This window comes from Bilifractor sp. LCP19S3_H10 (assembly GCF_052119185.1).
GTDB lineage: Bacteria > Bacillota > Clostridia > Lachnospirales > Lachnospiraceae > Bilifractor.
This window is the reverse complement of sequence record NZ_JBQKFT010000004.1, coordinates 1-12,467: the sequence shown is the minus strand read 5'-3', so window position 1 is coordinate 12,467 and position 12,467 is coordinate 1. Positions and strand designations below refer to the sequence as shown.

Annotated in this window: 13 protein-coding genes and 1 tRNA gene; 13 read left to right on the top strand and 1 reads right to left on the bottom strand. The window is 46.0% G+C overall.

The features are described 5' to 3' along the window. The first annotated feature begins 138 nt into the window (after nt 1-138). The 6 genes from ACTQZS_RS04355 (at nt 139) to ACTQZS_RS04330 (ending at nt 5,422) form a co-directional block, all read left to right on the top strand. On the top strand, nt 139-840 hold the full coding sequence (locus ACTQZS_RS04355) for an isoprenyl transferase (RefSeq protein ID WP_441474890.1): 702 nt from the start codon (nt 139-141) through the stop codon (nt 838-840). A 58-nt stretch (nt 841-898) separates the two neighbouring features. Then, nucleotides 899-1,735, top strand: coding sequence for a phosphatidate cytidylyltransferase (locus tag ACTQZS_RS04350; protein WP_441099310.1), 837 nt, complete (start codon nt 899-901; stop codon nt 1,733-1,735). Between the two features lie 149 nt (nt 1,736-1,884). After that, the gene (dxr, locus tag ACTQZS_RS04345; protein ID WP_441474759.1) at nt 1,885-3,033 is read left to right on the top strand and encodes a 1-deoxy-D-xylulose-5-phosphate reductoisomerase; all 1,149 of its coding nucleotides are present in this window, start codon (nt 1,885-1,887) and stop codon (nt 3,031-3,033) included. 15 nt (nt 3,034-3,048) lie between these two features. Next, a complete protein-coding gene (locus ACTQZS_RS04340) occupies nt 3,049-4,350 on the top strand; it encodes a site-2 protease family protein (RefSeq protein ID WP_441474758.1) in 1,302 nt (433 codons plus the stop codon). Nucleotides 4,351-4,587: 237 nt separating this feature from the next. After that, a complete protein-coding gene (locus ACTQZS_RS04335; protein ID WP_441474757.1) occupies nt 4,588-5,157 on the top strand; it encodes a phosphatase PAP2 family protein in 570 nt (189 codons plus the stop codon). A gap of 181 nt (nt 5,158-5,338) precedes the next feature. Continuing rightward, a tRNA-Leu gene (locus ACTQZS_RS04330) sits at nt 5,339-5,422 on the top strand. 486 nt (nt 5,423-5,908) lie between these two features. Here the strand turns inward: ACTQZS_RS04330 and ACTQZS_RS04325 are convergent. Continuing rightward, entirely contained in the window at nt 5,909-6,454 is a 546-nt protein-coding gene (locus ACTQZS_RS04325; protein ID WP_441474756.1) for a helix-turn-helix transcriptional regulator, read from the bottom strand. 440 nt (nt 6,455-6,894) lie between these two features. Here ACTQZS_RS04325 and ACTQZS_RS04320 point away from each other — a divergent pair, with 440 nt between their 5' ends. The 7 genes from ACTQZS_RS04320 to ACTQZS_RS04290 all read left to right on the top strand — a co-directional run bounded on the left by ACTQZS_RS04320 (nt 6,895) and on the right by ACTQZS_RS04290 (nt 12,112). Continuing rightward, nucleotides 6,895-7,752: a bifunctional DNA primase/polymerase gene (locus tag ACTQZS_RS04320; protein ID WP_441474889.1), complete on the top strand. Its 858-nt coding sequence runs from the start codon at nt 6,895-6,897 to the stop codon at nt 7,750-7,752. Beyond that, nucleotides 7,745-9,163: a DNA primase family protein gene (locus tag ACTQZS_RS04315; protein WP_441474755.1), complete on the top strand. Its 1,419-nt coding sequence runs from the start codon at nt 7,745-7,747 to the stop codon at nt 9,161-9,163. Before ACTQZS_RS04320 ends, ACTQZS_RS04315 begins: the two co-directional genes overlap by 8 nt. A 192-nt stretch (nt 9,164-9,355) precedes the next feature. Beyond that, nucleotides 9,356-9,667 (top strand): hypothetical protein, encoded by a 312-nt coding sequence (locus ACTQZS_RS04310; protein WP_441474754.1) that lies wholly within the window; start codon nt 9,356-9,358, stop codon nt 9,665-9,667. Nucleotides 9,668-10,386: 719 nt separating this feature from the next. Next, nucleotides 10,387-10,905: a hypothetical protein gene (locus tag ACTQZS_RS04305; RefSeq protein WP_441474753.1), complete on the top strand. Its 519-nt coding sequence runs from the start codon at nt 10,387-10,389 to the stop codon at nt 10,903-10,905. Next, nucleotides 10,853-11,278: a hypothetical protein gene (locus tag ACTQZS_RS04300; protein ID WP_441474752.1), complete on the top strand. Its 426-nt coding sequence runs from the start codon at nt 10,853-10,855 to the stop codon at nt 11,276-11,278. The genes ACTQZS_RS04305 and ACTQZS_RS04300 overlap by 53 nt, the downstream gene beginning before the upstream one ends. A gap of 328 nt (nt 11,279-11,606) precedes the next feature. Continuing rightward, on the top strand, nt 11,607-11,876 hold the full coding sequence (locus ACTQZS_RS04295) for a hypothetical protein (protein ID WP_441474751.1): 270 nt from the start codon (nt 11,607-11,609) through the stop codon (nt 11,874-11,876). 14 nt (nt 11,877-11,890) lie between these two features. Further along, entirely contained in the window at nt 11,891-12,112 is a 222-nt protein-coding gene (locus ACTQZS_RS04290; protein WP_441474750.1) for a hypothetical protein, read from the top strand. Nucleotides 12,113-12,467: the final 355 nt, after the last annotated feature.

Below are 12,467 nucleotides of genomic sequence, written 5' to 3'. Positions count from 1 at the left end.
TTGTTGTATAATTTGCCGCAGAGGTTTTGCTCCGGGGCATTGTGCAAAAAGGTGTTTCGCGCGGCAGCTTCTTTCTATGCTTGCTGCTAATTGCTGCAGCTGGAGGAAGAAATGAAAGAAGAAGACCGGCTTGAGGGCCTGAAGGTCCCGAACCATATTGCGATTATTCTGGACGGCAACGGAAGATGGGCAAAGCGCAGAGGAATGCCGCGCAGCTACGGGCATATCGTCGGCTGCAATAACCTGGAGAAGATGTGTGATGAGATCTGCGAAATGGGGGTAAAGTATCTCACGGTCTATGCGTTTTCCACCGAAAACTGGAAACGGTCGGCGGATGAGGTGAAGGTGCTGATGAATCTTTTTCGGAAGTATCTGAGGCGTGTCGAGATGAAAGCGCACAAGAACCGGATGAAGGTGCGGATCATCGGTGATCCTTCCGCGCTTGCGCCGGATCTCCAGGAAGAGATCCGCGAGGTTGAGGAGGCATCTGCAAATTACGATCAGATGTATTTTCAGATTGCCCTGAATTACGGTGGAAGAGATGAGATCGAACGCGCGGTCACAAGGATTGCGGAGGATGCCAGAAACGGCAAACTTCCGGAGGGACGGGTGACCGGAGAGATCTTTGAGAGATACCTGGATACAGCCGGAATACCAGATCCGGACCTTCTGATCCGCACAAGCGGAGAGCAGAGGATCTCGAACTTTTTACTGTGGCAGCTGGCTTACACGGAATTTTATTTTACCGATGTGGCATGGCCTGATTTTCATAAGCGGGATCTGATTGAGGCGATCGAAAAGTATAACGGGCGGGACCGTAGATTCGGAAACGCAAAGTAAGGACAGCAGGGAGGAAATACTAATGTTTTATATTCTCGGCCTTGTCGGGGTACTTGTGATGCTTGTCGTTCAGTATCTGACAAGAAAGACGACAAATTCTTTTCTCACAAGACTGGTCAGCGGTGTGATCCTGGTTCTGATCGCGCTGATGGGAATCAATGCCGGAGGATGGGTGCTCTATCTCATCTCTCTCGCTCTGGCTCTGATCGGCACATTTGAATTGTACCGTGCCCTCGGCATCCACAAGGGCGGCAGGACGATCGATATGCTTGAACTGTTCGGATATATCTCGGTGGTTCTCTACTATGTGAGCCTCGTTTATATGTGGGGCAGTTATCAGGTGTTTGCAATCATCTGCAGCCTGGTCATCGTGATGTTTGTCTATGTATTTTCTTATCCGAAGTATAATGCCCGTCAGATTATGGAGACGTATTTCGGTGTGATATATGTGGGTGTCATGCTCTCCTTCGTCTACCAGACCCGGTGTCTTGAGGGCGGACAGTTTATTGTCTGGCTTATTTTCCTGTGCTCATGGGGATGCGATACCTGCGCCTACTGCGCGGGGAGACTTTTCGGCAAACATAAGATGGCGCCGGTGCTCAGCCCGAAGAAGACCATCGAGGGAGCGATCGGGGGAGTCGCCGGAGCAACGATTCTGGGCATGATCTATGCATTTCTCACACGGGGACCGGTGATGGAATATATGATCATCTGTCTCGTCGGGGCGCTGATCTCAATGGTTGGTGATCTCTCGGCATCTGCAATCAAGAGAAATGCCGATATCAAGGATTACGGGAAGCTCATTCCCGGTCACGGCGGAGTTCTGGACCGCTTTGACAGTGTGATCTTTACAGCGCCGATCATCTATTTTCTGGCGGTGACACTGGTGAAGTGAGCAGAATTCAGGCGGTGACGCCGGTGAAGTGTGTGGTATTTAGGCGGCGCCGCTGGTGAAGTGTGGATTATCCTGGCGGTAACACTGGTGAAGTGAGAAGGATTTTAGCGGTGACACCGGTGAAGTGAGCAGAAAGGGGGCAGGCAGGAATGAAAAAAATAGCCATCCTGGGTTCGACCGGATCAATCGGGACCCAGACGCTGGATGTGGTGAGAAACAATGGGGATATCCGCGTGGTTGGAATTTCCGCGGGACACAATGTAGATAAGGCAGAAGAGCAGATCCGGGAATTTCATCCGGAGATTGCGGTTATCTACGATGGGCAGGCGGCGGAGGATCTCAGAATCAGAGTCCGGGACACGGATACAAGAGTGCTGTCGGGCATGGACGGACTTCTGGAGCTGGCGGTGATGCCGGATGCGGACATTCTGGTCACTGCCATTGTAGGGATGATCGGGATCCGCCCGACACTGGCTGCCATTGAGGCCGGAAAAGATATTGCCCTTGCCAATAAGGAAACCCTGGTGACAGCGGGGCATCTGATCATTCCGCTGGCGCGGGAGAAGGGCGTGCGGATTCTTCCGGTTGACAGTGAGCACAGCGCGATTTTCCAATGCCTGCACGGTGAAGACAGAAGGCAGGTTCACAAGCTCCTCATCACAGCTTCCGGAGGACCCTTCCGGGGAAGAAAAACAGCAGAGCTTTCGAATATCCGGCCGGAAGATGCCTTGAAGCATCCGACGTGGTCAATGGGAAGAAAAATTACCATTGATTCCGCCACACTGGTCAATAAAGGTCTTGAGGTCATGGAGGCCCGATGGCTGTTCGATGTGCCGCTGGAAAGAATTCAGGTCGTTGTCCAGCCACAGAGCATCATTCACTCTATGGTAGAATTTGAAGACGGGGCGGTTATGGCGCAGCTCGGTTCTCCGGATATGCGGCTGCCAATTCAATATGCGCTCTATTATCCGGAGCGAAGATATTTTCCGGGAGAGCGGCTTGATTTCACAAAGCTGCGCTCCATCGAAATCGATGAGCCCGATATGGAAACCTTCCGGGGTCTGCCGCTTGCAATTCAGGCGGCGAAAGAAGGCGGCTCAATGCCGACGGTCTTCAATGCCGCAAACGAGGAGGCAGTGGCTCTGTTTCTGGATCACAAAATCGGTTTTCTGGATATCTATCGCATTATCGAGGGGGCAATGAACAGACACAGAACGATTGAGAATCCGGATCTCGGACAGATCCTCAGTGTTGAGGCAGAGACCAGGAGGCGGATCTCAGAAGAATGGAACAAATAATATAGGGGAAATGTATTGAAATATATCATCGGAATCCTGGTGCTGGGACTTGTCGTCCTTTTTCATGAGTTCGGCCATTTTATCCTGGCTCGGAAAAATCACATCGTTGTTGAAGAGTTTGCCATCGGCATGGGACCGAAGATTTTGTCGTTCAAAAGCAAAAAGAGCGGAACAGTCTTTGCGTGGCGTCTTCTTCCTTTCGGAGGATCCTGCGCGATGCTGAATGAAGATGAAGGGGAGGAAATCCCCGGCAGCTTCATCGGCGCGCCGGTGTGGAGGAGAGCACTTGTAGTCGCGGCAGGACCCGTCTTCAATTTTATTCTGGCATTTCTGCTGTCTCTTGTGATTGTCGGTGCGACGGGAGCGGATCCGGCGGTAGTCGCAGAGGTTCCATCCGGCACGCCGGAGGCAGAGGCGGGCCTTCGCGCCGGGGATGAAATCGTATCGTACAATGGAGAGTGGATCGTAAATTCCAGAGACTTCTATATGGACCTTCTGATGAAGGAGATTCCGACAGATAAGGTTACGCTTGTCGTAAGGCGGGACGGAAAGAACGTCCGGATCAGCTATCAACCGTCATCGCAGACGAGATATCTGCTTGGAATTCACTGGCAGGAGGCGGAAGACGGAAGCGGCCTTCAGCTGACCATGGTGAATAAGGGAACAGCTGCCCGGAAGGCAGGCCTTGAAATGGGTGATATTGTAACTGTATTGAACGGGACGAAGGTTCGCAGTACGGAGGATATCAGCAATTATCTGGAGGAGCATCCTCTGGACGGGTCTCCCGTGAAAATCACCTATGAGAGAAACGGTAAAGAAGGAACGGTGACGGTAACTCCGGAAAAGACGGTTACTGCCACATTGAATTTTTCGTATCAGTCGATCCGCGTAAAGCAGGGATTTTTTGGTGTAATCCGTTACTCCTTTTATGAGGTGATTTTCTGGATAAAGATGGCCTGGAAGTCGCTGGAAGGGATGTTGAATGGGACCTTTGGTATCAATGACATGTCCGGACCGGTGGGAATCGTCAAAACGGTAGGAGACACCTACAGCGCGGCAGCGGCAGAGGTATCGCCGGCAGCGGCTCTCCTCACGCTCCTGAGCGTGATGTCCATGATATCCGTCTCTTTGGGATTTATGAACCTGATTCCACTGCCGGCACTTGACGGAGGAAGACTCCTTCTGATGCTTATCGAAGGCATACGAAGGAAGCCGGTCAACCGTAAGATTGAGGAAAATATCAACTTCTATGGTCTGATGGCGTTGCTGGCATTTATTGCGTATATTACGGTGCACGACATTATGAAGCTTATCTGAGCCAGACGGAGCCGCGGCGTGGCTGTCGTATATGCATCGCGATGCGCACGGGAGATCGCGATGCCCGCTGCACAAAGGTTGTCATATTTTCGGGAGATCGCGATGCCCGCTGCACAGAGGCCGCCATATTTTCGGGAGATCGCGATGCCCGCTGTGTTGTGGTTCGTTGTAATGGCGGGAGAACGAATGGCCGCGTGTCCTGTCGGTTTTCCGGTTAAAAGAAGAAAGGAAATAAGAATGATTTCATCAATTACGGCAATGGATGTGAGGGTACTGGTATTCTTCCGCGATCACCTGCGCTTTTCGTGGATGACACCGATTATGCAGGGAATTAGCGCTTTCGGCTTTTTTGGATGGTTTATTCTGACGATTCTTCTGCTGGTATTTCGGAAGACAAGGGATGCAGGTAAGGTTGCCGCGGTTTCCCTCGCGATCGAGGCAATTGTTGTCAATCTGGTGATGAAGCTGATCTTTGCGCGTATAAGACCCTTTGATGCCTTCAACTTTTTGATGCCGATCGGAAAGCTGCCGACGGACTACTCCTTCCCGTCAGGACACACGGCGAACAGCTTTGCCGTAGCGCTTTCGGCTGTACACATGCTGCCACGGAAAGAGGGGATACCCCTGGTGATTCTTGCGACGCTTGTCGCGTACTCGAGGATGTATCTTGGGGTTCATTACCCGTCTGACGTGATCGGCGGCTTTCTGGTAGCGCTGGTGATCAGCCAGGCAGTGTGGTATTTCATGGTAAAGAGACCGGTGAGAATGGAACCCAAGGCCACAGAGTCCGAACAGACCGTTGATTAAACGGTGAGGGACAGCGTTTCTCGCCGGGCTGCTGTTGCGCTGAGAGGGTCAGATGACGGGCGTAAGAAAAAACCGGAATTTTTCTCATAAATTTCAAAATAACTGTTGACGAATCCGGGTACAGGTGCTATTATAATATTCGTTGTCGGCGAGAACAACGGCGACAACAAAATGAATAAATGCGGAAGTGTCGGAACTGGCAGACGAGCAAGACTAAGGATCTTGTGGTAGCAATACCGTGTGGGTTCAAGTCCCATCTTCCGCAGACCTTTTTATCATGAACCGCCCTACAACGTAGGGCGGTTTCTTAATGCCCGAAAACCGCATAAAATAAGGGTTTTTAAACACTCACCGACTACGAGACTGACCGACACAGCGTGAAGCAGAATGAACATTTCTAGGGGTTAAAAGGGTCAGAAAAAGGGTCAGAAAAAGGGTCAATTTACAAGGGTTTCCGGGCTTTTTCCCAAGTGCAAAAGGGTCAAAAACGGTCTGTCAGTTGACATAATGTATATACGATGTTATTTTTCTGTATGGGGATTTCTGATTCTTCCGGAAGATAAAGAGGGGTGTATTGCGCCGATCATATCGGACAGAGCAAACGCTTCCTCAATTAGTTGACATAATGCATATTCGATGTTACATTACTTATGTCAGTAAAGCTTGTGTAAGACTAGCAAAACAAAAAAGGACGGACGCCATTGCTCTGAATCGCCGGGATGATTCAGCTTAGCATGGTGTCCGTCCTTTTTTAGTGTGACCAATCGTCATAACACATTCGATCAATGACAGCGTTAGTCACAACCGCTTTTATTTTTTCAGCAAAAAGAAAATCTATGTCACAGGCGTTTTCTTGTTGTTTGTCGTTTGGAAGATAAACGGAAAAATTCCCATAAATATCAGCCGACACTATCATTCCTATGCTTTGAAGATATTTCAGAAGCGGTTCAAACTGTTCAAGTTGCTCTTTAACCTTATCTTTAACACTATCTTCAACAAGTCCATTTTCGCCCGTTTCTTCTTCCGTATTGTTACCTTTATATGTGGGGTCGTATAGACTCACAACGGGTACTTGCAGTACATACGACATCCGAACTACTACGGTTAGGCTTGGTCGAAGTGACCCGTTATAATATCGCGTAAATGTTCCGGGTGAAATCTGCACCAATTTTGCAAGTTGCTTTTGCGTCATGTGCTTTTCTTTTACCAGTCTTTGAACCGTTTGTTTAAAATAATCACGATCATAATGATTAAGAAAGTGACTCATAGCCTTGTCGCGTTCTGCTTTGTCTATCATTTGCTTTTCCTCATTTCATTACACTTCATAAGATTTCATCTGTAATGTTGCCTTAAAGACAACATTACACTGTATCGTAACACGTTTCATTTTATTTATCAAGTATTTTCGCTTCACAACATGCTACAAATGCGCTTGTAAAATTGTTACGTGTTATATTTACATGCTACGTATTCCGTGCTACGTTATAATAAATCAAACAAATAACACACCGAAGGGGGTAAATAAAATGAAACCAAGGAATAAAACAGCAGTTTTACAGAACCGAAAATTTGTTGATGTTCATGATTTATGTGAATATGTGGCACTCGGGAGAAATTCAGCAGTCCGACTTGCAAAAGCCGCGAACGCTGAACGTCAATTCGGAAAACGAAAAATCTATGATCTAACCGCGATTGATCGATATTTTGACAAACAGGCGAGGGGGTAATTTTTTGGATATGCTATCATCTGCCAACGAGTTAGCGCGTTCCGGGTTCAAGATTGTGCCGTTTACGAATGACGGAGACCGAAAACGACCGCTTTCAAAACACGGATTCAAAGACGCAACACGAAACGAAATTCAGATTAAAGAATGGTGGAAACAATACCCACGGGCAAATATAGCAATCGCTACGGGACGCTACGAGGGTGATACAGGCGCTTTAGTGGTCATTGATGCAGATTTACACAGTGCAGACAAAAACGGGCTAAAATCGCTTGAGAAGTGGCAAAAGGAGCACGGAGTGTTCCCGGAAACCGTCAAAGTAAGAACAGGTGGCGGCGGCGTTCATTTTTTTTACCTTGTCAATAATAATGATTCAATCAAAGGATTAGCAAACATACTTCCGGGCGTTGACATCCGCTTCCAGAATCAAGGAGTCGTTGCACCGCCTTCCATCCATCCGAACGGCAACACTTACGAATGGTTGACCGATAAACACAGCCTTGAAGATGTAGCACAAGCTAACGACTCTGTTTTACAACTTCTGCATTATCGGAACACCGCTAAAACAGCGCCGACATTTGCCACCGTTGGGGGGAAGATTCCGACCGGAGCACGAAACAACACACTCTACCGGATGTGTCGAGCGATGCAAGACTCCGGATTTTCTGACAGGGCGATTCTTGCGGCGATCACGGTCGAAAATGATGAACACTGTGAAAAGTCACTCGAAGAAAAAGAATTATTCGCACTCGTTAAAAGCGCATTGTCCAATGAAAAAGGCAATCCACGGGAAACGAAAAAGCAGAAAAGAAAACGGGAATTGATGGAAGAAAATTTTGAAATAATTAGCAGAGGAGTATTAAATGCTTAACACGGACGAAATATTCAATGACATAAACGCGTTCGCATATGGTTCTTCTGCACTTTACCCATACACAGACCTCGGAACGGGCAAATTGTTTTCCGCTGTTTTCAAAGATTCTTTTCGTTTCAACGCAACCGGAAAACAATGGTTTTACTATGACGGAAAAGTTTGGCAGCTTGATGCACAAGCCGTTCGAACTGAAAAATCAGCGAAACAATTCGCAGACGAGTATTTGTCATGGGTTGTAAAAAATAAACCGAACAATGCAGCGGCGCGAGAATATGTTTACGGACTGCAAAATTTCAATAATCTAAAACGAATTATCAGCGCCGCAAAAAGTGACAGACCAATCGAACAGAAAAATTTAAACAATGACGTAAGATATTTTAACTGTCAAAACGGGATTTTTGATTTTCAGAAAATGCGTTTCATAGACCACGACCCGAAATTATTGCTTTCTGAAATATCGAATGTCAACTACGACCCGGACGCAAGCTCTACAGAATGGGAACAGTTTCTATCTGAAATTATGCAAGGGGACACAGAAAAAATCAAATATCTGCAACGTTGTGTTGGCTATGCGCTTCTCGGGAATCCCCGTGAAGAGACAGCTTTCATATTGTGGGGACGTTCAACACGTAACGGAAAAAGCACGTTCACGGAAACGCTTCTTCATATGTTTGGCTCGTATGGAAAAACAATGCAACCCGAAAGCCTTGCAATGAACAAAAATAAAAGCGGTTCAAACGCAAGTCCGGACATCGCCCGTTTAGCTGATTGTAGATTTTTGAACATCAGTGAACCGCCACAAGGCATGTACCTAGACGCACAGCTTTTAAAACAGCTAACAGGACGCGACACGATTACCGGACGTGGACTTTATCAAAACTCGTTCGAGTTCAGACCGAAATTTGTACTTTTCATGAACACAAACTTTTTGCCGACCGTTTCAGATAGCACGGTTTTTTCGTCTGACCGAATAAACGTTATCACATTTGACCGACATTTCAACGAATCAGAACAGGACAAGCACTTGAAAGAGCGATTAGCACAGCCCGAAAATATCAGCGGTATTTTCAATTGGTGTTTGCAAGGTGTCGAAGATTATCAGAAATACGGATTGAAAGCACCTGTTTCTGTCACTTGTGCGACTTCTGAATATGCCGGGAGTCAAGACAAAGTGCAGCAGTTCATTGATGATACTTTTGAACCATGCGTAGGTCAAAACGTACCAGTGTCGAGGTGCTACAAGCTATATGAAGCATGGTGCGCCGATAATGGCGTTCAAACGTTTGGGAAACAACGCTTTATTGAAGAACTAAAAAGAAAGAACATTTATAGGAAGTCCGGAACGTGTGACGGTAAAACCGTTAGAAATGTACTCACCGGATACCGACTTTTATTAAGAACACGATAGAAATGTGCAAATATGCAAAGTCTATATAAACTTTTTTTTTTTAGAGCCTATAGAAAAGTTTATATAGAAAATGCATAAATGCACATAGGAAGGATTTTAACCTTGGTTTACTTGGACAAAAAACGTCATTATCTGACACGAGAAGAACTAAAGTCAAAAGTTCAACTCGCAAGACACAGGAGAGTTGAAAGAGTGGGTCTGCTGATTGATGAGAACGACCGAAATATAATCACTCGCGAGAACTTTGAAAATTTTCTCGATGAAGAAATCATGTCCGCAGATTTAATCATTCAGCCTTGTGGTGACGCAACAGTTTGGATAATTCCTATCAAGCGCAACAATCGCTACTTGTTGTATCTGATGCACGACTTGAAACGGCTTTGTGCGCGATGGATGATTGAAACAGACGAAGAAGTTGAACGTATGACTTTTAGAAAATTCATTGCAACATTTCTTGATGAACATCCCGGTTTTGATGACGTTGATAATCATTTACTCATTTAAGGGGGTGAGAAGCACGAAAGATTTCAGACTGCGAATTAACGAACTATTTAACGATTATGTAAACTCGCTAGACCGTCCGGAAGATGTACGAAACAAGCTGTGTTTCAAAGGTGGGTTGAAACACGTTTATGAACACCTATTCAAGGCAGACCCACATAGTAATCAGTATCGGTCGAAGTGTAACCTCGACACAGCCGATATACAGACGCTAGATAGCATATGGGACACGTATACAGACCTATGCTACCGCAATGCACAACTACCCACTATATTGTCCTTCTGCGTGCTCACAGGGCTTGACGCGAACACAATCAGCGCGTGGACTACCGGACAGGCTCGAAACGCAACGAACGCTCACATGCTATCGGCGAAAAGATGGAAAGCAGAGTGCGAAGCGGCTCTGTATGACCAAGACTCTGTGAAGTCGATCTTTCTATTAAAGTCTAATTATGGATATGTAGAAGCGGCACAACCGACTTTACCTGTCCGGGATATCACGAGACCGCAGCTTACAGCGGACGAACTAGAACAATTTATTACAGAAAATCCACCAGAATTACCAGATTATTAAATAATGGTTACAAATTGGTAAAATCCAATAGTTAAACTGTCGCAAAATAGGTATTTTACGACAGTTTAAGGTGGTAGGGGTGTATGCAGTTTACATAACGCAACCGGGTTACTCGTTTGAGTTCCGGAAAATTAAAAAGGAGACATAAATGCTAAACGAAGATTCTGTATTTCACGAGACAGTGGAAACGCTGAACGCTTTCAAAAAGTCCCTTAACGAAGAAATGAAAAAGCACGAACAGACGCTCGACAATATCCGAAGAACACACACCGGGGGAGAGCGTAAAGAAATTCTCAGACATGATGAAGCCGTTGAAGATTTGAAAAATGCCACTTATTCCAAGATCACAAAATCACTGGAAAAAGTAGCAAAAAGTCACGGGTTCGGTTATGACTTTCGACAGAATAAAGCACTCGCACAAATGAACGCAAACGCTCATGCGTATATTTTTGGTGCAAGAGATTTTCTGTTTCGGTCACAGATCGGGTCATTAAGACGTGATATTTCATCAGCAGAACATGCTGACTATTGGGGAAAAATCCTTGTTAGTGATAACACGATTAAACAACTCGATGAAATGTTTCAGCGTGATAACGCCAAAGAACAGTCCGACTTTGAAAAGCAAATTGACGCCGCTATCGCTTCTGTTGGTCAATCCGCTGTTTGATCGCGCTTTTGATCGTTGGGATACGATGAAGGGACAAGCTCAGCAGTACATTGCCGTTTTGCACAACAGCCGTACACCGTCAGAAAATGGTCAGATCATTGATAACATGTTGGAAACTGAAACGAATGAAGCAGTGAGACGCGAACTTGTCCGACAGATCGCGAACGACAAGGCTTTGAAAGCGTTTATTCCGTACACGGAAAAACCGGAAATTTTTGAAAACATCAAGGAAGATGAACCAAAAATAAAGCCCGGAGAAACGCTCACAGAAGCCGCACAGAGACGCGCTAAAGCGTCCGCTGACGAAAAGCAGAAGTATCACGCCGAAGTAGAACAGAAAGCTAGTGCTTCTGCTTCTGAATCCGTTCAGTAATTGCCTTTTTAATATAGGTATTTATAGGCTCACCGCAAGCGTCCGCTGCTTCCTTGAGTGCTTCATACTCATCGAATTTCAAATTCAACGGAACACGCTTGTAGTGTGTCGCGGCATACGTGTTTATATAACTCGTGCGGTTTTTACTTGGCATATGTGTAACGCTCCTTTTTGGTAATGAGTATAACATTTAACGGCTGATAAAAACCGCACAAAAACAATTCAATAATTTTGTGAAATATTTATTATAGAAAAGTAGTGTACACGACACTATAATAAATAGTGAAAGTAATGTACACAACACAATAAGAAAGGATGGAAAACAAAAATGATCAAAGTTAGTGAAGTAACAGTTATCGAAACTATCGAGGACGCAGACAAGGTAAAGACTCCGTATTTTGCATTACAGTGTGAGTCAGATGATCTTGGTCTTACCCGAGTCGAAAAAGGTGACGTTATGATTTTCAGTAAGCCCGATGTATACAATTTCGGAGACATTGCGATTACAACAACAGGCGATTGCGTAGAGGTCACAGCAGACACACCGGATTACATGCTTGTTGGAAAGCTCGAAGAAGTCAGAGTCAGTCGCTTTTGAAAGGAGTGTAACTCATGACCATTGAAGAAATTACAAAACCCGGACTTGTTGATCTATCATTTGACGATGCAAAAGAACTCTGCGCGTTAGCCATGTCGTTGATTGACGAAGGAATCAAGAGAGCGGAACTCTCCGGAGACAAAGAAGCGCACCTACTTTTTCTTTTACCGAATCTCGCGTACCGCTTGGGTATGGAAAGGGGGCGTTCTTGTGGACGTACCGAAACTTTTAGCTGAAAGTATCATTCATTCAGACCGAATCAAATCTCTGTCACAGAATGAAGTTGATGATCTGCTCCGTTTTTCGCGTAAGCGGTTTAAACACTTGTTCCAAACAGAAGAACCGACAGTTGAAGAAGCACTGAAAACAATCGCCGTTTCTGCTTTCCGAGCCGGGCAGATGTACGAATACTCAAAGCACGAACAATAAAGCATAGCCGCCGCCTTGTGCGGCGGTTTTATCATTGGAAGGAGAAAATTAGTAAACGGTAAACCGCCAGTACCTGTTGTACCTAGCTAGCCTTTGCGATAATGGAGTCGAATAAATCTAAGGTTTTTTCGACTTCTCCAAAGGAGGCTTGGTATTGATGGA